Source organism: Ruminococcus sp. 1001136sp1_2201st1_G3_2201SCRN_220225, from assembly GCF_040924365.1.
GTDB classification, from domain to species: Bacteria; Bacillota; Clostridia; order Lachnospirales; family Lachnospiraceae; genus Blautia_A; species Blautia_A faecis.
This window is the reverse complement of record NZ_JBCOME010000026.1, coordinates 1-21,783: the sequence shown is the minus strand read 5'-3', so window position 1 is coordinate 21,783 and position 21,783 is coordinate 1. Positions and strand designations below refer to the sequence as shown.

Genomic DNA, 21,783 nt, shown 5'->3' with positions numbered 1-21,783 from the left:
GATGTTCTGCGAGGTGTTTTTTGTGAACAAAGTTCACAGAACCCCCGAGAATTAAGTTTGCGCAGCGTGTTGCTGTAAATGGGGAAAACAATAATCCCCAAAATACAAGAGCGCAAGGCTGATAGTGCCTGCGCCCTCATCTATCATTCTGTAATTGTCAAGCCATAAATTCCCGGATAATTTCCCTCATAATCTTCTCTTCCTCAGGAGTCAGCATCTTACTGAAATGACTTCCGGAAGCAGCTGTCTGCTTGATGCTACTGGTAATCTTATCCACGATTTCTTCCTGTAAAACAGGGTCAGCTTTTTTCGCGGCTGGAATCTCTTCTGTCCAGCTTCTCATCTGCTCCACATAATCTGCCAACGTATCCATCACCAGCTCTTCTTTGTAAGAAAAATCCAACGCCTGACGTAAGAGCAATAACACCACCGGTACAGTGGCGCCCACATACAGATAAGTCAGAGGAAGTCCCTCTTCTATCCTTAACGTCTTGGAAAAATAGATGGCACAGCCAAGAATCACAGTGGACAAAAGTGCCGGATACCACACCAGCCGATTCATTCTGTGAAGAAGCCTGTCCCGTGTTTTCCAAAGTCTCAGCCATTTTTCCTTCAGGCTGATCCGCTGACTGCTGCCTGCTCCTTGGGTGTTTTTCGTGCCTGTGTTTTTGCTTCCGGTACTTTTCAGCATTCTTCTGTAGGTGAGGTTTGTCGTCAGCATTCCAATTGCTCCAAGGGTCCCAAGGGCCGCCATACTGTAGAGCAATATCTGCAGATCCATAATTTTCTCCAGCATAATGTCCTCCCATGCTTTCTTTCAAATTGGGAAACTGTTCAATATCTTTGCACCGCAGTTCTCTTTTTTTGTATGAACCTGATTTCAAAAAATACCTGGCGGAACATTGCCAATAAACAGTAACCTTTTACGAACATTATACCGCTGTCCTGTTCTGTATGAAACATAAATCGTTCGTCAAATTCTCGGTGAATCCCGCTTATCCTGTGGTTTCTCTGCATATTTTCCTATTTTATGATCACTTATATAAAGACTTTCCGCAATATATCAATTAGTTTTTGATTTATTGCGGAATAAGTATGATATATTGCGGAATAGCATTGATTTTTCGCGCTATAAGTCAAATATATCGCGGAAATAAATGTAAATGCCCCTTAAACAGATTCTGATTATATCTACAGAGTCTGCTTAAAGGGCAATACATTATCTTCCCTACATTTCCTGCAATGCAGCTACCACTTTCTCAAATTGCATAAAGTGAGACGCCTTTACCAAAATGGTATCACCGGTCTGCACATAATCAGACAGATGGGACAAAAGGCTGTCACGGTCCGGTTCTTCTATAACGATAAGCTCCGGGTTCTTTCTCGCCATCTTCGCAATGTTTGCGGAAAGAGGGCCGGTGCAGATGCAAACGTCAATTCCACACTGGGCTGCATGCTCGCCTACCTCTGCGTGAAGCTGAACTTCATTCTCTCCAAGCTCTCCCATGTCGCCTAAGATTGCCACTCTTCTGCCAGCACCATCTTTCAGCACATCCAGTGATGCTTTCATGGACATTGGGTTGGCATTATAACAATCGTCTACGATAAGGAAACGGTCTGTCTCAATCATGTGGAATCTGCCGCTGATGGCTTCCAGGGTCTCAATTCCATGACGGATCTGCTCCAGCGTCAGTCCGTAAATACGACCAACTGCAGTTGCTGCCAGGGCATTGTATACCATATGACGGCCAGGCATTGGGATGTCCGTTGTGAAAGACTCCTCACCTACGTGAATGCGGCAGGTCATGCCTTTCAACCCTCTGCTCACGATCTCATCCGCATAAATATCCTTATCTGACTCCATACCGAAGAATACAGGCTTAATTCCTTCATATTCTTTCACAGTGCAAAGCTTATCATCGTCACCGTTTAATACAATATGTCCATCTTTTTTCAGATATTTAAAAATTTCGGTTTTCGCTTTCAACACACCGTCTCTGTCACCCAAGTTCTCCAGATGGCAGGTGCCAATATTCGTGATCACACAGGTATCGGGTCTTGCAATCTTCGCAAGTCGGGTCATCTCACCAAAATCGCTGATTCCCATTTCCAGAACTGCGATCTCATCCTCGTCACGAAGGCGGAATACGGTGAGTGGAAGACCTAACTCATTGTTAAAGTTTCCCTGTGTTTTCAGGGTACGATATTTCTCTTTCAGGACAGAGGCAATTACCTCTTTTGTACTTGTTTTTCCCACACTTCCGGTAATTCCAACAACCGGAATCTGAAGCTGCTGCAGGTAAAATTCTGCAATGTCCTTTACAGCCTGAAGGGAAGATTCCACCTTGATATATGGGAAATCAGCATTCTCCAGGATTCTCTCAGATAAAGTAGCAAGCGCACCTGCTTCCATCACCTGGGGAATAAATTTATGGGCATCTACACGTTCGCCTACGATGGGAACAAATAAGGTTCCGGCTTCTGCTTTCCGGCTGTCTGTTGTAATAGAGGAAACCTCCTGCTCCAGCTTGTCAGACGGTCCGAAATAAACACCGCCGCAGACCTTGGTCAGGTTTTCCAGGGTAAGATTTTTCATTTTTTTAATCCTTTTTATATTTAATATAAACATTCGGTATATTATTCGTACTTCTTTAAAGAAATCCGGATCAGTTCCTCGCAAAGCGTCGGATAATCCATTCCCAGTACCTTCGCCTCCTGAGGAATCAGACTGGTAGGAGTCATTCCCGGAAGGGTATTTGCTTCCAGACAGTACATATCTCCGTTATCTTTCATCATGAAATCCAGACGGCTGTAGCCGGTAAGTCCCAGTGCTTTCGCTGCCTTCACTGCATTCTCCTGCATTTTTGCTGTAAGCTCCGGAGAAATCTCAGCCGGGCAGGTCTCTACAGTAGAGCCAGCCTGATATTTGTTCTTGTAGTCATAGAATCCCTGGATCGGAGCAATCTCGATGATCGGATACGCCTTGTCATCCACAACTGCAACAGAAAATTCACGGCCTTTGATATACTCCTCCACAACAATATCCGCGCCATACTGGCATGCATCTGTAAGAGCCTCTTCGTATTCTTTCTGATCATTTACAATATAAACACCTACGCTGGAACCGCCGCAGCTTGTTTTTACAACTACCGGGAATTCCAGTCCATGCTTAGCAATGTCTTTCTCCAGATTGTCTCTTGTCATGGTAAATCCGCCTGGGGTAGGAACATGGTTCATCAGGAAAACTTCCTTGGTGATACGCTTATCCATAGCCATGGCACTGCTGAGATAACCGGTTCCTGTGTAACGGATTCCCAGCAGGTCAAAGGTAGCCTGCACCTTTCCATCCTCACCATTTGCGCCGTGAAGTCCAAGGAACACAATGTCACATTTTTCACAAAGTTCCAGAACATTTGGTCCGAAAAAGCTTCTGCGTTTTTTCTCCATCTCCTTGATCTGCGGATTGAAGCTGCTCATATACTCTGCTGCTTTTTCCACATCATATTCAGCCGGGAAAGGATTCTCCCAGTCTACATTCTCAACTCCACAGAAAATATCTACAAGTATTGCCTCATGACCTTTCTGGCGCAGTGCACCGCAGATTCCGGTACCGGATACAATGGAAATCTCTCTCTCCGTACTGGTTCCTCCAGCCAAAACTACTATCTTCATAATCTTATATCTCCTTTTTTGTTCGTAAACGTAACTGTTCAGTTCCTTCACAGTTACACGCTTTGCCATGCACAGAAATCATGCATTCGCATGATTTCGCGCTGATTTTCCGTGGGGCGTGCAGATTGCGGAAATGATTTTTCAAACAGACTCTAGTTTTCCCAAAACACCTCGCGGAATATTCTCTACTGAATAGTTACTCATACACAACCACCGGCATGCCAACCTCAATATTTGCATAAATCTCGGCCGCCTTGTCATATGGAACATTTACACATCCATGGGAGCCTTCCCACAGATAAAGATTTCCTCCAAACTCAGACCGCCAGGAAGCGTCGTGAATTCCCACATTTCCTGCAAAAGGCATCCAATAGGTCACATTTGCCTCATAATCCTCTCCTGTAAGCACTGCCGGAGATTCCTTGGCATCCAGTGCATAACAGCCTGTAGGAGTGCCACAGCCTTCTATATCCGGATTTCCGCTTACAATAGGTGTGTCCACGATTGGAGTTCCCTTCTGGTAAAAAACAAGACGCTGGTTTGTCAAATCTATCTCCACATAGGTGGATCCAATATCATTTGTACCGCGGCTGTAGCCTGAGTACAGATAAACAGGCTCACGCACCTGTGTAACGCCGCTTTCGACAGCTTCGATCAAAGCCTTTACCTCTTCATCCTGATCAATTACCCAGCCATAATCACCGCCTTTAATTTCCACCTGGCGATTATCGTAAGTCAGAAATGTTCTGGTCTGTCCCATGGTATCATATTTCAGCCCAAGGTCTGCCACATACTGCCGCACCAGGTTTTCATCCAGGATCACATTACCATCCTCATCATAACCGAACCAATTCTTGATCAGGGTACGGTCCACAGTCTCAGTACGATCAGCAAAGTCGTAAGTTATGATCACCTTGACAAGCTGATTCATTTTTTCACAATTGGCTTTCAGCAGCTCATCTGTGCTGTATACCGAAGGCTTCCGGTAGCAGCTCTCGTCCTCCAGATTTACAGAAGTTTTTCCCCGGAGCATGGCTGCGGAAATCACTTCCTCCGTCTTAGTGCGATCCAGAGCATTTCCCATTACTTCCGGAATGATTTCAAAAGTATCTCCGGTATCCTGGATCTGGGCATCCACAGGCTGGACTACATTCTCTGGCTGCATGCATTTCAGATTATCAACAGCCTGCCCCATGAGCTCCACATTATAGCTGAGGGATTCTGAAATATCATAATTCTTATCCTGGTTAAAAGCAAGAAACCAGGTAAAACGGTCCTGATCTTTGATCAACTGCTTCACAATTCCAGTAGACACATAGGAAAGCCCCACATCCTGGGCAGAAATTGCTTCCTGACCGTTTTTCATGGTCTCCACAGCAAGAACATAAGCGCCTACACGCTGGTTCAGAAGGTCCTCGGTATCTTCTGAAGCCATATAGGAACAATTAAAGCCATTTACCATAGATCCTGGAAGAAAATGACTGGAAAAGTAGTACACGCCATATCCATAGGCTCCTGCTGTAAGAAGCAGCAGCAAAACCACAAGTAAAATAACAATCGTTCTTCCTGCGCCTGCTTTTTCCTTATTTTTTGCCATAAATTCCTCCCTGCTTATGATGAATTCTTATTGTCTTTACACGACCACATCTTCTGTTTAACCTTATGCAGGAAATAAACTCCATAGTCGGCATTTATTTCTATCTTCCAAATGCAGACGGGTAAAGACAATAAAAAGCAGATGATTACTGTTCACAGATAACAGTAGATTACTCTGCCTCTTTTTATATGCCAGATCAGGTACTTTTCCTGATCTGGCATGGTTACATTCTATGCGCAAATTTCCGATTTCAGAGCCTGTTTGAAAATAGTGGCTCACCTTTTACGGAAAGGTTACCGTTCACAGCAACACGCTTTTAGCCGAGAAGTTTTTCTACACTGACAAGTTTCACACAAAGTACGAATACCTGTGCTGCTTTGCCAAGATCTTCAAGTGTAGGGAAGGATGGTGCAATACGGATGTTGGAGTCTTTCGGATCCTTGCCGTATGGATAAGTAGCACCTGCGCCAGTAAGGATAACACCAGCCTCTTTTGCTCTGGCTACAATTGCCTTTGCACAGCCATCCAGGGAATCAAAAGAGATGAAATATCCGCCGTGTGGCTTTGTCCACTCACCGATTCCAAGTCCGGAAAGTTCTTTGTCAAGCGTATCCAGAACCAGCTCGAATTTCGGGCGGAGGATATCTGCGTGTTTTCTCATGTGGGCGTGAAGTCCGTCAAGATCCTTGAAAAATCTTACGTGACGGAGCTGGTTCAGTTTATCATGACCGATGGTCTGAACCTGCATATATTTGCGGAAATCATCCAGGTTTGCCTTGGAAGCTGCAACGGCAGCGATTCCAGATCCTGGGAAGCTTACCTTGGAAGTGGATGTAAATTTATAAACAAGATCAGGGTTGCCAGCTTTTGCACACTCACCAAGAATTTCAACCAGGAAATCCTGATTATCATCATAGAGATGATGAATGCTGTATGCATTATCCCAGTAAATACGGAAGTCCGGTGCTGCCGGTTTCAGTCTTGCAAAACGCTCTACGGTTTCTTTGGAGTAAGTGTAACCCTGTGGGTTGGAGTATTTCGGAACACACCAGATTCCCTTGATCGCTGCATCTTCACTTACCAGCTTCTCTACCATGTCCATATCCGGTCCCTGTGGAGTCATCGGAACATTGATCATCTCGATTCCGAAAAATTCGGTGATCTTGAAGTGACGGTCATAACCTGGTACCGGACAGAGGAATTTCACCTTGTCAAGCTTGCACCATGGAGTATTTCCCATTACACCCTGAGTCATGGAACGTGCGATACTGTCGAACATAACGTTCAGGCTTGAATTTCCATATATGATAATGTGTTCCGGATCTACCTCAGACATTTCTCCAAGAAGACGCTTGGCTTCCGGAATACCGTCGATCACACCGTAGTTACGGCAATCTACTCCAGTCTCGCATTTCAGATCTGAATCGCCCTTCAGAACGTCCATCATTTCCATAGAAAGTTCCAGCTGTGCATTGCTTGGCTTTCCTCTTGACATATCAAGGGCAAGTCCCTGTGCCTTGATCTCTTCAAATTCTTTGTCCAGCTCTTTTTTCAGTGCCAGAAGCTCTTCATGATTCATTTCGGTATATTTTTTCATAAATTCCTCCTTCGGCAATTGCCTGTTTGGTGTATCCTCCTCGTATATCTTTTCCATTTTAGTATGCTAAATTGTCGGTTGTCAAGTGTTTGGCTCTATTTTATATAAAATCCCTCTTAAACCGGTTACTGTTCACTTCGTTCACAGTAACACGCTTCGCGATGCACAGAAATCATGCTTTGCATGATTTCGCGCCGAGGTTCTCAGGTTTTCTGTGAACTTTGTTCACAAAAAACACATCGCGGAATGTTACCAGTGAACAACAACTCTTAAACCGCTTCCCATCTTCCAGAAGCACCGCATGGCAATACCAGCCCATTTGACTTCACCGGAAGGCCAATTTCCTGGGAATCTACATGTCCCTTATACTTCTTCATCTCTGTTGCCAGCATATAAGTAAGTACAGCCGGAGCAAGTCCGGTGGTGTAGGAATTGATCAGGAAAAACAGGGGATCATCGCTGAGAATCTTTGTGCAAAGCTTCACAAGGGGATGAATGGCATCCTCAATTTTCCAGATCTCGCCTTTCGGGCCTCTTCCATAGGAAGGCGGATCCATGATAATTGCGTCATAGTGATTCCCCCGGCGGATTTCACGCTCTACGAACTTCACACAGTCATCTACCAGCCAGCGGATTGGTGCATCAGCAAGACCACTTGCTGCCGCATTCTCTTTCGCCCAGGTAACCATTCCCTTAGACGCATCTACGTGTGTAACAGACGCGCCTGCAGCTGCTGCCGCAAGAGTTGCACCACCTGTATAGGCAAACAGATTCAGTACCTTGATCGGTCTGCTAGCCTTACGGATCTTGTCTCCAAACCAGTCCCAGTTTGCTGCCTGCTCCGGGAAAAGACCGGTGTGCTTGAAGCTAAATGGTTTCAGATGGAATGTAAGATCCTTGTAATGAAGATCCCACTGCTGGGGCAGATCAAAGAACTCCCATTCACCGCCTCCCTTGGAGCTGCGGTGATAGTGTGCATTCATCTTGCGCCATCCTGGCTCTGTCTTCGGTGTATCCCAGATTACCTGCGGATCCGGACGGACAAGGAGATATTTTCCCCATCTCTCCAGTTTCTCGCCGCAGGAAGTATCAATTACTTCGTATTCTTTCCAGCCATTTGCTATCCACATTTTATTTTTACCTCATTTTCTATTATTTCGCACAAAAGTCCTGAATATCATCCATGAATCATATCTGTATAAGTAAAATCATGAACCATTTATAGCACGAATGCGGACAACCCTTGGGAATCGCCACAAACGCAATGTAACTGACTTTCATTTTGCCTAATATCAAATAACAAATTTATGATAGCAGAAAACTGTACCCACGTCAATTTTGTTCATCTTCTTCCCTGAAAAAGTGCCCAAAAATCCGCCTCACTTTTTTCGGATTTTTCCCATTGAACCACATATTTTTTCGCACTATAATCACATTAAAAAGGAGCGTGATTCAAATGTCAGAAAAGACTACCGATAATAAACTTCCTTACACCTGTACCTCCGCCTACGACCGCAACGCCTGCAAAGGCTGCGTCTGTTCCACCTGCTATGAACAGGAATTCTGTGACAGGTGCAGCAGCTGCGAAAATCAGTCGAAGCGCAAGGAGCGCTGCAACGCTTATGAGGGTGCATACAATTATTAGTCCTCTGTTTCTTGCACCTTATGCACAAAAAGTCTGAGTACAGATGCCGTTGCAAGCGACATACTATACTCAGACTTTATTATGAAATCATTCTACCTGCATATTTCTGCAGCAAACTATCAGCATCCGGCTTTTTCTGCCTTCTCCTTCTGTCTCTCATCCCACAGCTGATCTGCTCTCTCTTTCCAGCAGGCTGCATATTTATCACATTTGCCGCAAAGGTGCTCTGCGCTCTCCGGAGACTGAAGATCTGTGGATTTTGCGCCAGTCTCTGCAACTAATTTACGCAAAATTTCCGGATTTTCCAGCATTGGACATGGACGAAGCATGTTCTCGTTGAAAGGCTGGTTATCATGATAAGCCTGGAAAATCGGGCTCTTCAGTGCGTCCAGAAGAGAAGTATCCTTGATGTTGCAGTTTGAATAATGGATGAATACACAAGGCTCCACATCACCATTTGCATTAATATGCAGATAATGTCTTCCACCTGCAATACATCCATGTACAAATTCAGCATCATTCTGGAAATCCAGCGTAAAGATTGCTTTTGTGCTTCTGAATTTACGGATTGCACGATACATTTCTTCTCGCTGGTCCGGTGTCAGAAGAAGCTCCGGTGAAGCGTCATTTCCAACTGGCATATAATGGAAGAACCATGCAAATAATGCACCACAGTCAATCAGCTTGTCGAAATATTCCTCACTGCTTACACTGTCTACGTTCATGCCTGTATAGCAGGTGGAAACTCCAAATGGAAGTCCTCTGTCCTTCAACAGCTTCATTGCATGCATAACCTTCTGATAGATTCCCTTTCCACGGCGTCCGTCGTTGGCTTCCTCGGAACCTTCCAGACTGAATGCCGGAACGAAGTTCTTTACTCTTAAGATTTCATCACAGAATTCCTCATCGAAAAGTGTCCCGTTTGAGAAGGAAAGGAATTCACAATCCGGATGCATCTCGCAAAGTTTAATAAGATCTTTCTTACGTACAGTAGGTTCACCACCGGTATAAATATACATGTAAACACCAAGCTCTTTACCCTGTCTGATAATGGAGTCAATGGTCTCCAGATCCAGATTCAGTTTGTGGCCATACTCAGCTGCCCAGCATCCTGTGCACTTCAGATTACAGGCACTTGTAGGATCCAGAAGGATTGCCCACGGAACATTACAGTTATTCTGTGCTGCAACTTCTTCCTGTCTTGCACTTCCCTTTAAGCTGGCATTTACAATAAAGTTCTGGAAAAATACTTTTCGGACACCTGGATTCAGCTGATACAGGTTCATGATCAGCTTATACCAGTTGCTGTCTGTGTCCTGGATCGCATTACGAATGGCATCCCTCTGACCTTTATACCAGTCCTGCGGAGTGAATTTGTCAACCAGCTCCATCAGCTTCGGAATGTTTGTCTCCGGATCCTTTTCCAGATATTCTAATGCTTTTGTTACAGCACCTTCCATAGCGGCCTGTTTTGCCTTGTCAATCAGTTTCATAATGCTCCTCCTTTAAATTTCTCTGAATTCATCTTCCCAGACTACATTTTCATTCTCACGGATTTTCACAGTGTATACTACCACGCAAAGCTTCAGTATTCCCTCCAGCAAAAATGCCACGCCAGTAAAAATCACAGTCAGCTTTGCACCTCCTGCCGGATCAACGAGAAGAAGCATTCCAAATATTCCGGTTGTTACTGCAATAAGCAAAACTGCCCACCAGAGCTTCAAACCGAATTTTTTCGCTTCCACTGACATCTGGATCCGAAGCAATGCATCGGTCAGAATCACAAGACCGAAAATCACGAAAATCAGTCTTAGTATGGCTTCCCTTCTCACCAGAATCAGAATTCCAACTGCAATCATGAGAATTCCAAAGCCAAGGTCAAATTGAAAAGCCAGACAGTAAAAATCTCTGGAAAAATAGCCGATAATTTTTATGATTCCATCTGCAATGAACAAAATTCCTGCAAGAACACAAATTATTTTCACGGCTTTTTCCGGAGCAGCCATCAAAAAAATTCCCAAAGCACAGAAAACAACTGCCATCACTATATATCCATTTCGTGCTATTTTCAAAGTTCCTGACGAATTCATTCTGATTCTCCTTTCTGCTTTTCATGGATTTATTATAGTAAGATAAATTTCAAAAAGGAACGGACAAAAAAAGGACTGTGTCTGAAATTCAGACACAATCCCATATTTGCCTAAAAGCTTACCGCATTTCCATTCTCCGGGGAAAAAAGCAGATTTACAAATTCCCTATACGATTTTCAGATAAGCAGGTTTGGTTCCTGCCACCTTTTCCAATGTTTTCTCAAAAGTATTTTCATAGAGTTCACGCAGTTTCTCTGCATATTCTGTCAGATCGTAAGACATCCTGTGATCCATCCAGTCCAGAATCACTCCGATCATTACGCATTTATAAAAATGCATGAGCACCTTCATATCTTCTTTTTCCATAATTTCTTCTTCAAAATTATGTACGATATACTGCTTTATAACATACTGGCACATTTTATCCAGTACACTGGTAAACGTTTCTCTCTGCACGGAACAGTAAATATGGAGCATGGCCTTCTTGTTCTCTCCGATCAGATTCACCAGTACCTCAAGGCATTCCAGCATAGAATCCACTTCCACCGGATGTTCAAAGGCATTGTCCACTTCCCGAAGAAGAGCTGATTCCACAACATCAGAAATATCGCGGAAATGATAATAGAAAGTATTCCGGTTCACACCGCAGCGCTCCACAATATCCTTCACTGTAATTTTCGCAAGAGGTTTCTCATTAAGCAGTTCAAACAAAGTCCTGATAATAATTTCTTTCGTAAAACCAGACATTTTCTCACCTGTCATCTTGAAATGAAACCGGATAAAAGCCTAATCGGCTATGTTTCCAGCTTGTTAAGTTATTATCACAGATTATGCCACAAACCAATTTAAAATGCAAGGACAACGCGCCCTTGCATTTACATTAATTTCCCCTGTTCTGATAAAACATCAATTTCTGGAACTGATTCATTTCTTCGGATACGTCCCGGACAGCTCCATAAAACATTTTATGTCCATCCTGTTCTCTCAGGAAAAATGCTTTGATATTTATCCATATATACTGACCATCTTCTCTTCTGCGGCGCACAGTTCCCTCTGCACCTTCAGCCAGTCTCTGGAAAGACCGTTGGAAAATATTCTGCATTTTTTTCCTGTCATCCGGGTGTATTGCCTCCATAACCTGAACATTCTCTGCCAGATCCACAGGATCCTGTCCAACCAGCAGACAGTATTTATCATTTACCTGCAGCAATTCTACATTATTACAATATACATCATAAATGGCAATTGGCCCAAGAATATTATTCAGTATGCTGTCACTTGCCAGCTCAGACTGAAACAGATCCTTGAAACGCACATGCTCAATTTTTCGTGCCTGAATCCCCCGGTAATCCACATTATTCTCGTCATTGAGAAGTGCTTTTATTTCTTCAACCGGAAGAGGCTTGTAGAAGAAATAGCCCTGGCCATAAATACAGCCCATATTCAGCAGATAGTTGATCTGGTCTTCCGTCTCAACTCCCTCTGCAATCATGCGAAGTCCCATAATATTTGCCATTCTGGTAACAGCCTCAAGAATTCCCATTCCCTTGTCCATGGTATTCTCATCCATTTTCAGAAACTTCATGTCAATCTTCAGAACGTCTACATTTACATCCTTCAGCATATTCAAAGAAGAATATCCGCTTCCAAAATCATCCATCAGAACGGTAAAGCCTGCATTTCGCAGTGCCTCTGCCACACCGGTGATCACCTTATATTCTTCTACATAAGCACTTTCTGTAATCTCCAGCTCTACATATTCCGGCGGAAGCCCGTATTTGCGAACCAGATTTTTAAAATGCTCTACCACATCAATTGCATAAATATCCACACTGGATACGTTGACAGAAATAGGAATTACCTTATGTCCGCTTTTTATCCAGTCCTGCAGCGTCTGGCAAACCTGCTCCCACACCTTCATGTCCAGTTCTGTGATCAGTCCGTTACTCTCCATAACCGGAATAAAATATCCAGGTGCCACAATTCCCTTCTCAGGGTGCTTCCAGCGCACCAGTGATTCCAGCCCGACGATCTTACCTGTGTTCAGATTACATTTCGGCTGAAGATAGTATATAAACTCATCTCTTTCCAAACCGGCCTGCACTTCAGTAAGAAGCACATGATTATTCTCCAGTCGTGTCTTCATATCTGAGCTATAATAAGCACAGCGTACAGCATAATTTCCCTTTACCGTCTCCTGAGCAAGAATTGCCCGGTCATACATCTGTGAAGCACTAAGACTGATATCATCAATTACATAAAAGCCAAAAGCAGGAAGGAATCCGGTATGTCCGCCGTACGCACGCACAAATCCGGTAATACGGCATTTCAGATTTTCGAGAACTTTTTCATCATTTGGAAGAACAATTACAAAGTCATCCCCGCCCATATATCCGGCAATCCCGCCAAATTCCTGACGCATTTTATTAAGATGCGCCCCGATTTCTCTCAGGAGCTTGTCTCCTGCCACCTGACCATACCATTCGTTAAAAAGCTTAAAATGTTCAATATCAATGGCTACCAGACAGTATTTCCCTGCCGCAGCTTCATTTACTCTGAGAAAGGTTTCTGTCTGTGTAAAAAAAGGAATTCTGGCAAATAAACCTGTAAGCTTATTCTTCTCCGTCTTGCCCGGGTTTCTCCGTTCCAGAATCTCCTTCTTCATATTTACAAAACGGCAAAGATTATCCATATCTTCCTCGTAAATATCCTTTGCCAAAATCACATGACAGTTCCTTGCTCCCGGCCACTCGACCTCTCCAGCATTGATTTTCAGCCATTTCCCCTGATCTTCATTATAAAATAAATCGGTCTTCCGGTTCGGATGTGCCAACGGGCAATTACGACAGGGCTTCTCTCTTCCCCGAAACTTCTCATAACAGATCTCTCCGGGCTCAAAATCCGAAAACTGTTTCATCAGTGCTTTACTCATATACTGAATTCGATATGACTCATCTACTATGTATGTAATTGTCTCAGTTCTCTTCTCCTGTCTCATACGCGTCCTTTTCCATTTCTGAATGTAAATCCAACGATTAAAACTATTAAAAATATTATAAGCTATTCCTTTTCAATACGCAACAGGTCAACTCGCGAAAGTTTTTCTGTTTTTTTTAGGCAAAATGACACATATTACAATAAAGCTAAGAAATGCTCCCGCCAGAAAACAATAGAATCTATTGGCTGGTTGAATGAATTGGAAAAACAGTATGATGACCCTATTGCTCACTTTCAAAAAAGAGTGGAGCAGCTAAAAGCTGACAAAAGCCGACAATATTGTTGCATTTAGCGTGGCTTTCTTTTACACTCATATTTATCGGACAAGTACGTTTTTATATGGTGCAGTGTATCCATAAGCTTACGTACAATATTTTCATAAGAATATCTTAAGATTTTACCCCTTTCATCTTAAATTTTGTCTGATACCTTATATATTACAGGGGAGGTGAAAAAGAAAATGGCAACAATTCTTGTATGTGATGATGATAAAGATATTGTAGAAGCCATCAGCATTTATCTGGAGCAGGAAGGTCACCAGATTCTAAAGGCTTACGATGGACAACAGGCACTTTTGGTTTTACAGAAAAATGAGGTGGATCTGTTGATCATCGACGTTATGATGCCGAAGCTGGATGGCATCAGGGCAACTTTGAAAATCAGGGAGGAGCATTCTCTCCCTATTATTATTCTTTCAGCAAAGTCCGAGGATGCAGATAAAATTCTTGGATTGAATGTTGGAGCTGACGATTACGTAACCAAGCCCTTTAGTCCTTTAGAGCTGATTGCCAGGGTTCGTTCCCAGCTTCGAAGATATACCCAGCTGGGTGCAGCAGTTTCCTGTGAAAGTCAGCATATTTATACAACCGGCGGGCTGACGGTGAATGACGATCAGAAAGAAGTTCAGGTGGATGGCGAAGCCCTGAAGCTTACGCCAATTGAATATAATATTCTGCTTCTTCTCATAAAGAATCAGGGCCGGGTATTTTCCATCAATCAAATTTATGAAAATATCTGGAATGAAGAAGCAATTGCGGCAGATAACACAATTGCCGTGCATATCCGGCATATCCGGGAAAAGATTGAGATCAATCCCAAGGAGCCCAGGTATTTAAAAGTTGTCTGGGGACTTGGGTATAAAATTGAAAAGCTTTGATTAAAAGTATTTGAAAGATTCGCTATTGGATATGCCAAATGGCGTTACCAATACGATAAGCAGCACATTATCAAGAAAGGGGTTAATCATATGGAAAAGAAAAAATGGCACCGCAGCCCTGGTATCAAAGGGCTTTTGCTCCTATTGCAATATATTTTTCTGGGAGCTGTAATCTTCTTAGGTTTATTTTTAATTACCTCTTTGGCACATGGTCTGAGGCTTTCTGATTCCGGGAAAGATTATCTGGATTCCACGGCATTTGCCAATACCCTCTACGACGCAGCCTATGACGTGATGTACGGAATTTCTGTTACATTTCCCTATACTAATGTATCCTGGAAAGGCCTTGCCCAAAATGAAGCTTCCCAGTCATCTGACAAAAATGCCTCATCTGCGGCTCACACTTCTTTAAATCAGACATCTGCATCCCAAGTAGTTGATCTTAATGAAATTGCCAACGATGAAGAAATCTCTTTTCAAAACACCTCCGGTCTGGCCTATTCAGTTTCAGACCTGGAAAAATGGGCGCAGGATTTTGATACCTCCAGTGGAAATCCCATTGTGATCTGCCACCAGGCTTCTTCTGCCGGCGAGTCACTTTCCCGGCATTATTATTATGTTCAGGATTTTCTGGAAAAAATTGACAGTGGAGAGCTGGATTTTTCTGTGGATATGGAGTATTACGGATTCAGTGACTCTGCAACTGAAATAGCATCCTACGATGAAAATCTCAAACAGCTTATCGAAGACATCAAAAACGACATGCAATATGGTGTAATGGATGATCTTTCCGGCATTCAGATCACATCCGGGGACGGCAAAGTGCTCTATGATTCCATCTCCCTCTATGATGGATATTATGAACCAACAGAGGCTTATCCGCCCCAAGGCGCAGACAGCATTCTGGATGTTCTAAATTCCAATGCCAAATGGAACGACCGCATAGATGAGGCTTTCGAATCTCTTTACAGCCTTCTTTCCAGAACTGACTTTTATATCCAGCAGGAGCAGATTCTGAAAAATTATTCCCAGGGTCACTCCAACATGAGTTACATTTACATTAACGAGGATGACGGACAGGTTATTTCCAATGACAGCAAGCTGGAAGCCCAGCTGGGCTATACCTTGGAACGCAGTGTAACACACGTTGATTCAGCCATAGAAAATCCTACAGCTGACAATATGGGGGGCACCATCGATTATTGCACAAAACTGACAGATCTTTTAAAATCTATAAATGGTATTTCCTATGTTCTTATCCAATATCAACCAGATGGATTTACCAGCAACCTGGCAGGGCTCAAGAAATACAATACTTTCCCCGGAAACAATGTTACCTGCGACTCCTGGAAGGAGGTGGCAAACTCCCTGCTGCCAGCAGTAAACAGCAATTTCATCTTTGCCGCCTATGTGGATCAGGCATTTCCTGTTTCCGATACCTTTTTTGCCGACAAAACATTTTTTGAAAACTATTCCAGCTATCAGAAGCCGGTATTTCTTTTCTTCCTGCTGTGCGGCTTTCTTTTCCTGGCTGCGTTTGTATGGCTAACAGCAATTGCCGGAAGAAAAAACAGCGACCAAAAGCTGCACCTTTGCTTTTTTGACCGCTGGCCAACCGAGCTTTCTGCAGGACTGATTCTGCTTGCATGGTTTCCTGTCCTGGTACTCCTTTTACAATGCCTGTCCTTTGCAGACTATCAGACTGACAGACTGCGTGCCACATCACTCCTTGATGTGAGTCTGTTGCTGAAGCTTATGATTCTGGGGCTTTACACTTTATTCTGGTTCCAGATTGGCTACCTTAGCCTGGTACGGCGGATCAAGGCAAAGCAGCTCTGGAAAAACAGCATCCTGCGCCGTCTTCTTGTCCTGACCTCCAGACTGATTCATTCAGCCAGTCACAAGCTTCACGCCCTTGCTGATCTCTACTCCAGAAACACTGCTGCCAGACTGAAAGCAACCTTCGCTTTTCTTTGCTTTCTTTTCATCAAATATATAATCTGCGGTCCCTTACTTGGCAGCATGCAGCTGTTCTTTTTCTTCAGCTGTCTGGCTGATCTTTTGATACTGCTATATGTCATTACAAAAGCCTGCAGCAGAGAACAGATCATAAAAGGACTGAGAGAAATTTCCAATGGAAACCTGCAATATAAAATTCCTCTGAAACGGCTTTGGGGCGATGATAAACATATTGCAGAATATATTAATAACATTGGAAGCGGTCTTGACGCAGCCGTAGAAAACAGTGTGAAAAATGAGCGGATGAAAACCGAGCTGATCACCAACGTTTCCCACGATCTGAAGACCCCGCTGACTTCCATTATCAGCTACGTTGATCTTCTGAAACGTGAGAATTTTACAGATCCGAAAGTCCTGGAATATCTGGATATTCTGGAAGCCAAGGCAGCCCGGCTGAAGGTACTCACAGAGGATGTTGTAGAAGCCTCCAAGGCCAGCACCGGAAATCTGACACTGAACATGAATAATCTTGATTTCGTAGAAATGCTCCATCAGGTAATCGGAGAGTTCGAGGAGCGTTTCGAAGAACACCATCTTACCATGATGGTACATTTTCCAGATGAACCTTCTGTAATCTATGCAGATGGCCAGCGGCTGTGGCGTGTATTGGAAAATATTTTCGGAAATGTAACAAAATATGCCATGGAAGACACCCGGGTTTACGCGGAAGTAATGAACGCCCACGGTCAGGTGGTTTTCACCCTGAAAAATATTTCCGCCCAGCCGTTAAATTTCGCTGCCGAGGAACTTACCGAGCGTTTCGTCCGCGGTGACGTAGCCCGTGGCACCGAGGGAAGCGGGCTTGGACTTAGCATTGCCAAAAGTCTTACTGAGCTCCAGGGCGGCAAATTCCAGCTTTACCTGGATGGGGATTTATTCAAAGTGACTATCACCTTCCAGGCGCAGAATTCCAAGTGCACTGACGCAGAAGTCCCTGCTCAGCCCAAGCCGGAAGCGAGATGATTTTTATCATATGCAGCTATAAAAATAGCAGCAGTAAGCGATTTGTTGTTACTGTTCACTCCGTTCACAGTAACACGCTTCGCGATGCACAGAAATCATGCATTCGCATGATTTCGCGCCGCAATTCTCAGGTTTTCTGTGAACTTTGTTCACAAAAAACACCTCGCGGAATGTTACCAGTGAACAGTAACCTTTAGATCACATAATCATCTGCACTTGCAGCCTGCCAGTCCAGAAGATCTCCCAGTGTAATATTATCTACCACCTCATTGATGGCATCATCAATCTTCTTCCAGAGAATACGGGTAACACAAGCATCCCCTTTCTCACAGCCGGCTCCATCCGGTGCTACACAGTCTACCGGTGACAGGCAGCCCTCGGTAAGTCTGAGGATCATGCCCACGGTGTACTCCTCTGGTCTGCGTTGCAGTAAATAGCCGCCCTGTGGTCCTCTGACACTCTTCACATATCCGGCCTTGTTCAGCACGGAAATGATCTGCTCCAGATATTTCTCGGAAATTTCCTGTCTACGTGCTACATCTTTCAGCCGGATCGGCTCTCCATTGTCATTGGTAGCCAGATCAAGCATTAACTTTATTGCATATCTACCCTTAGTGGATATTCTCATCTTCATTCCTCCTGCTCTGTGATTCTGCAAATGCAAAATCACTCTACAGAAGATTATACCTTCTAATTCCTATTATTTCAATAGGAAATTACCTTTTTATTCGCAGATAATCCAGTATTCCGGAAATAGTTATCGTCTGCGCATGAGCCGCTGCGCGAACTGATAAGCTGGTTCGCAATGTGAACTTTTTCTCACTCTCTGATGTTCCATCATAAATTACCGGAACTGCTGTGTCGTCATAAGGCTGTCAAGAGTTTCAACTGCCTGATCATTCTGGATGATTTTAAACGTGACATCCTTTTCCCCATCAATTGGCGAGTAATAACAGCAGTCCCTAAAATTCTAATTTTTCTCATATCGTTTCCTTTCCCGGGCTAGAGCGTGTTTGACAAAATATACCGCCAAGCGAGGCGTGTCGATTGCAGAAATATGCTAAAAAAAGAATCGCAATTTACCTGTCTTTCCCTTATAATAATGCTGATAATAAAATGCTTTATCAAACAAGTAGCATTTAAAAAGCACTTGAAAAACAGGAGAAAACGAAATGAGTAACCGAATTGAGATAACAGATTTCACTGCCCCGGAGCTGGATGTTTACGCCAGAATCCCGGAGGTGCAGCTTCTACGATTCTATGAGCCCAAACCAGGACTTTTTATCGCAGAAAGCCCAAAGGTAATCCAACGCGCGGCCAATGCCGGATATCAGCCGGTTTCTTTTTTAGTTCAACACAAGGATCTGGAAAAAGAAGGAAAAGAATTGTTACAAAAGTTCCCGGGAATTCCGGTTTATACAGCAGATTATGAGGTACTTGTAAAGCTTACAGGCTTTGCACTTACCCGTGGAATGCTTTGTGCCATGACTCGCCGGGACCTTCCCTCTGTGGAAGATATCTGCAAAAATGCCCGCCGTATCGCCATTCTGGAAAATGTAGTGAACCCAACCAATATCGGAGCCATTTTTCGTTCAGCTGCCGCGCTTCATATGGATGCGGTTCTTCTCACCCCAGGCTGTTGTGATCCTCTTTACCGCAGAGCCACCCGGGTAAGTATGGGTACTGTTTTTCAGATTCCATGGACTTATTTTCATAAAAAAGTGTCCTGGCCGGAAGCTGGAATGGAGCAGCTTCGCTCTCTCGGATTTAAAACTGTAGCAATGGCTCTTCGGAACGATTCCATCAGCATTGACGCCCCAGCCCTTCAAGCCGAAGAAAAACTGGCGATTATCCTTGGAGCTGAAGGAGACGGACTGGTGGATGCAACCATCACCGGCTGCGATTACACCGTAAAAATCCCCATGTCCCATGAAGTGGATTCCCTGAATGTAGCTGCCGCAAGTGCTGTGGCTTTCTGGGAACTTGGAAAAAGGTGAGGGAATGCTTCCTCACCTTTTCCAGAGCGTGTTTAAACAGGTTCTAAGACTCCAGCATTTTCACCAGACATTCCTTTTTATAAAATGAGATTCCATAACAAAAGATATCTTTATACCTGTCCTTATAATCCTCTGCATACTTTCTCTCTTTCATCTGCGCCAGTGCTTTATCACAATCTTTATTTAACTGTTTCATGCTTTGCGAATATTTTACTTCGAAAATCGCTACCTTTCCATTGACTTTATCAATAATCACAAGATCTGGTCTTCCCAATCCATGCTCTTTGTTCGATTCAATCTGTTCACCAGCTCCCATAAAAATGCCTGTGAGAAACGCATGATAGAAGTCTTCTTTATAATCATGATAACTGATGGTATTCCACAGCAATAGATTCATTTCTCTAGTTATAATTTCTGGTTTTTGATTCCAGAGAGCCTGAAAAATCGCTGTTCGATTCCATTTTTTCACACTGTCAGCAAACCATTTCATTACCGTAGTTTCAAAAATTTCTCTTATTTCCGCATTTGGTATCTTTAATGCTTTGGTATCCGGTGAAAATGCAGTTTTCCCTTCTGAAATCCGCGCTTCTGTCAGATAACCAGTCATGTAAAGAATACTCCAAAGATTACTTTCGGATGAATGCAAATAATCATAAGTCAGGTTCTCATCAATATCCTGAAGAATATATCTACCAGAAAGCAATGTTTCCATTTTGTCCGTAATGCTATTGCCTGCAAAATCGATGAAAGAGCGGATAATTGCGTTGTCACTGGTATTTTTCCAATAACTGACTGGCTGCGCTTTGGGATTTCTCTGAAGTTCCCGCAAATAATTCATAACATCCCACGGGCAGTACACATCAATTTCTCCCATATGATATCCATCGTACCATTCCTTCATCTGCTTTGCATACTGCACTGTCCCTGTATCTTCCAGGATTTTGTTGACCTCCTGCTGGGTAAATCCGAAATATTCATTGAATCCGGTATTTGCAATCGTATCTGTAACAAAGTTATTTGTCCCTGTAAAAATGCTCTCTTTTGCAATCTGCAAACAGCCTGTGATAACAGCAAATTTCAATGAAGTATTATCTTTTAATGCAGTACTCATCATACCTCTGATAATTTCCAGCATTTGCTGGTAATATCCTTTGCTGCTGGCTTTTGCTATAGGAACGTCATATTCATCTATAAGCAAAATCATCTGCTTATGGTAATAATTCTCGAGCAGACGCATAAGCAGACTAAGAGATCTGATAACCAAAATTTTGCTTCCCTCACCAGATTTCAGAAGTTTAAAGCGCTTACGATCTTCTTCATCAATTTCTTCGCTTTCCAGCAAAAAACTGTATTTCTGATACAAATCAGAGATGGTAAATACCAGCTGGTCATACGCACTTGCAAAATCAAGTCCATCTATATCTTTAAATGTCAAAAAAATAGTAGGCCACTTATTCAACCATTTTTCACAAAGCTCGTGATTTCTTGAAATTTCAAGCCCTTCGAATAATTTCTGACTCTCATTTCGAACATTAAAGAAATAGTAGAGCATGCTCATGCCCAATGTTTTCCCAAATCGTCTCGGTCTGGTAATCAATGTTACTTTCGCTGCACCATCGGTTAGGAGTTCAGATATGAAACCGCTTTTATCAATATAATAGTTATTATTCTCACGTATCTCTTTAAAATCAGAGATACCTACTGGAATATTAGGATTTCCCATATGCCCTTCCTTCCTAAACAGATATTTTTTATATAAACATGATAACACAGCAGTATAGTTTCAGCAAATAAAAAAACGATAACCAAATGGTTACCGTCTCATTTACTGTACCTTCAAAACTACATACATGTTACATCCTAATGGAATCATTTTACCTCTGCGTGAGTCCGGCAGCCGCTTTGCAGCCGTCTTTCTCATTTCTTGGTCAAGCCCTCACCCTATTAGTAACAGTCAGCTCCGTGCATTACTGCACTTCCACCCCTGCCCTATCTACCTCGTCGTCTTCAAGGGGGTTTACTTCTTTCGAATGGGACATCTCATCTTGAG

The 21,783-nt window shown here is 43.3% G+C and carries 16 protein-coding genes, 1 rRNA gene and 1 pseudogene; 5 read left to right on the top strand and 13 right to left on the bottom strand.

Annotated elements, in window-relative coordinates; genetic code table 11:
• Positions 1-157: 157 nt before the first annotated feature.
• The 3 genes from AB5642_RS09895 to AB5642_RS09885 all read right to left on the bottom strand — a co-directional run bounded on the left by AB5642_RS09895 (position 158) and on the right by AB5642_RS09885 (position 3,672).
• Positions 158-796 (bottom strand): hypothetical protein, encoded by a 639-nt coding sequence (locus tag AB5642_RS09895; RefSeq protein WP_173716849.1) that lies wholly within the window; start codon positions 794-796, stop codon positions 158-160.
• 432 nt (positions 797-1,228) lie between these two features.
• Positions 1,229-2,596: a UDP-N-acetylmuramoyl-tripeptide--D-alanyl-D-alanine ligase gene (murF, locus tag AB5642_RS09890; RefSeq protein WP_173717836.1), complete on the bottom strand. Its 1,368-nt coding sequence runs from the start codon at positions 2,594-2,596 to the stop codon at positions 1,229-1,231.
• A 41-nt stretch (positions 2,597-2,637) separates the two neighbouring features.
• Positions 2,638-3,672, bottom strand: coding sequence for a D-alanine--D-alanine ligase (locus tag AB5642_RS09885; protein WP_173717835.1), 1,035 nt, complete (start codon positions 3,670-3,672; stop codon positions 2,638-2,640).
• A 112-nt stretch (positions 3,673-3,784) separates the two neighbouring features.
• On the opposite strand from AB5642_RS09885, the pseudogene AB5642_RS09880 reads away from it, so the two are divergent.
• Positions 3,785-3,868: pseudogene (locus AB5642_RS09880) on the top strand (DUF6783 domain-containing protein); the annotation flags it as partial.
• Here the strand turns inward: AB5642_RS09880 and AB5642_RS09875 are convergent.
• From AB5642_RS09875 to AB5642_RS09865, 3 genes are all read right to left on the bottom strand, one after another.
• Entirely contained in the window at positions 3,869-5,269 is a 1,401-nt protein-coding gene (locus tag AB5642_RS09875) for a L,D-transpeptidase family protein (RefSeq protein ID WP_173717834.1), read from the bottom strand.
• Between the two features lie 316 nt (positions 5,270-5,585).
• Positions 5,586-6,866, bottom strand: coding sequence for an aminotransferase (locus tag AB5642_RS09870; protein ID WP_173716845.1), 1,281 nt, complete (start codon positions 6,864-6,866; stop codon positions 5,586-5,588).
• Positions 6,867-7,135: 269 nt separating this feature from the next.
• Positions 7,136-7,996, bottom strand: a complete 861-nt coding sequence (locus tag AB5642_RS09865) for a class I SAM-dependent methyltransferase (RefSeq protein ID WP_173717833.1) — start codon at positions 7,994-7,996, stop codon at positions 7,136-7,138.
• A gap of 326 nt (positions 7,997-8,322) precedes the next feature.
• Here AB5642_RS09865 and AB5642_RS09860 point away from each other — a divergent pair, with 326 nt between their 5' ends.
• Entirely contained in the window at positions 8,323-8,511 is a 189-nt protein-coding gene (locus AB5642_RS09860; protein WP_118582078.1) for a hypothetical protein, read from the top strand.
• 119 nt (positions 8,512-8,630) lie between these two features.
• On the opposite strand, the gene AB5642_RS09855 is transcribed toward AB5642_RS09860, so the two are convergent.
• The 4 genes from AB5642_RS09855 to AB5642_RS09840 form a co-directional block, all read right to left on the bottom strand.
• Entirely contained in the window at positions 8,631-10,004 is a 1,374-nt protein-coding gene (locus tag AB5642_RS09855; protein WP_173717832.1) for a radical SAM protein, read from the bottom strand.
• 12 nt (positions 10,005-10,016) lie between these two features.
• Positions 10,017-10,601 (bottom strand): HdeD family acid-resistance protein, encoded by a 585-nt coding sequence (locus AB5642_RS09850; protein WP_173717831.1) that lies wholly within the window; start codon positions 10,599-10,601, stop codon positions 10,017-10,019.
• 165 nt (positions 10,602-10,766) lie between these two features.
• Positions 10,767-11,348: a TetR/AcrR family transcriptional regulator gene (locus AB5642_RS09845; protein ID WP_173717830.1), complete on the bottom strand. Its 582-nt coding sequence runs from the start codon at positions 11,346-11,348 to the stop codon at positions 10,767-10,769.
• Positions 11,349-11,481: 133 nt separating this feature from the next.
• Positions 11,482-13,599, bottom strand: a complete 2,118-nt coding sequence (locus AB5642_RS09840) for an EAL domain-containing protein (protein WP_173717829.1) — start codon at positions 13,597-13,599, stop codon at positions 11,482-11,484.
• 459 nt (positions 13,600-14,058) lie between these two features.
• Between AB5642_RS09840 and AB5642_RS09835 the strand changes: the two genes are divergently transcribed.
• Entirely contained in the window at positions 14,059-14,754 is a 696-nt protein-coding gene (locus AB5642_RS09835) for a response regulator transcription factor (RefSeq protein ID WP_173717828.1), read from the top strand.
• A gap of 90 nt (positions 14,755-14,844) precedes the next feature.
• The gene (locus AB5642_RS09830; RefSeq protein ID WP_243243831.1) at positions 14,845-17,736 is read left to right on the top strand and encodes a HAMP domain-containing sensor histidine kinase; all 2,892 of its coding nucleotides are present in this window, start codon (positions 14,845-14,847) and stop codon (positions 17,734-17,736) included.
• Positions 17,737-17,929: 193 nt separating this feature from the next.
• Here the strand turns inward: AB5642_RS09830 and AB5642_RS09825 are convergent, their stop codons facing one another.
• On the bottom strand, positions 17,930-18,364 hold the full coding sequence (locus AB5642_RS09825; RefSeq protein WP_173716837.1) for an Rrf2 family transcriptional regulator: 435 nt from the start codon (positions 18,362-18,364) through the stop codon (positions 17,930-17,932).
• A gap of 544 nt (positions 18,365-18,908) precedes the next feature.
• On the opposite strand from AB5642_RS09825, the gene AB5642_RS09820 reads away from it, so the two are divergent.
• Complete coding sequence (locus AB5642_RS09820; protein WP_148460988.1) at positions 18,909-19,733, top strand: RNA methyltransferase; 825 nt, start codon at positions 18,909-18,911, stop codon at positions 19,731-19,733.
• Between the two features lie 43 nt (positions 19,734-19,776).
• Here AB5642_RS09820 and AB5642_RS09815 read toward each other — a convergent pair whose 3' ends face one another.
• Together AB5642_RS09815 and AB5642_RS09810 are read right to left on the bottom strand one after the other, a co-directional pair.
• Positions 19,777-21,456, bottom strand: a complete 1,680-nt coding sequence (locus AB5642_RS09815; protein WP_173717827.1) for an AAA family ATPase — start codon at positions 21,454-21,456, stop codon at positions 19,777-19,779.
• A 201-nt stretch (positions 21,457-21,657) separates the two neighbouring features.
• Positions 21,658-21,783: ribosomal RNA gene (locus tag AB5642_RS09810) — 23S ribosomal RNA — on the bottom strand; the annotation flags it as partial.

Bases quoted from the DNA above. Each gene is read 5' to 3' on its own strand.
- AB5642_RS09895 (WP_173716849.1), bottom strand. From the start codon at position 796: ATGCTGGAGAAAATTATGGATCTGCAGATATTGCTCTACAGTATGGCG.
- murF (WP_173717836.1), bottom strand. From the start codon at position 2,596: ATGAAAAATCTTACCCTGGAAAACCTGACCAAGGTCTGCGGCGGTGTT.
- AB5642_RS09885 (WP_173717835.1), bottom strand. From the start codon at position 3,672: ATGAAGATAGTAGTTTTGGCTGGAGGAACCAGTACGGAGAGAGAGATT.
- AB5642_RS09875 (WP_173717834.1), bottom strand. From the start codon at position 5,269: ATGGCAAAAAATAAGGAAAAAGCAGGCGCAGGAAGAACGATTGTTATT.
- AB5642_RS09870 (WP_173716845.1), bottom strand. From the start codon at position 6,866: ATGAAAAAATATACCGAAATGAATCATGAAGAGCTTCTGGCACTGAAA.
- AB5642_RS09865 (WP_173717833.1), bottom strand. From the start codon at position 7,996: ATGTGGATAGCAAATGGCTGGAAAGAATACGAAGTAATTGATACTTCC.
- AB5642_RS09860 (WP_118582078.1), top strand. From the start codon at position 8,323: ATGTCAGAAAAGACTACCGATAATAAACTTCCTTACACCTGTACCTCC.
- AB5642_RS09855 (WP_173717832.1), bottom strand. From the start codon at position 10,004: ATGAAACTGATTGACAAGGCAAAACAGGCCGCTATGGAAGGTGCTGTA.
- AB5642_RS09850 (WP_173717831.1), bottom strand. From the start codon at position 10,601: ATGAATTCGTCAGGAACTTTGAAAATAGCACGAAATGGATATATAGTG.
- AB5642_RS09845 (WP_173717830.1), bottom strand. From the start codon at position 11,348: ATGTCTGGTTTTACGAAAGAAATTATTATCAGGACTTTGTTTGAACTG.
- AB5642_RS09840 (WP_173717829.1), bottom strand. From the start codon at position 13,599: ATGAGACAGGAGAAGAGAACTGAGACAATTACATACATAGTAGATGAG.
- AB5642_RS09835 (WP_173717828.1), top strand. From the start codon at position 14,059: ATGGCAACAATTCTTGTATGTGATGATGATAAAGATATTGTAGAAGCC.
- AB5642_RS09830 (WP_243243831.1), top strand. From the start codon at position 14,845: ATGGAAAAGAAAAAATGGCACCGCAGCCCTGGTATCAAAGGGCTTTTG.
- AB5642_RS09825 (WP_173716837.1), bottom strand. From the start codon at position 18,364: ATGAGAATATCCACTAAGGGTAGATATGCAATAAAGTTAATGCTTGAT.
- AB5642_RS09820 (WP_148460988.1), top strand. From the start codon at position 18,909: ATGAGTAACCGAATTGAGATAACAGATTTCACTGCCCCGGAGCTGGAT.
- AB5642_RS09815 (WP_173717827.1), bottom strand. From the start codon at position 21,456: ATGGGAAATCCTAATATTCCAGTAGGTATCTCTGATTTTAAAGAGATA.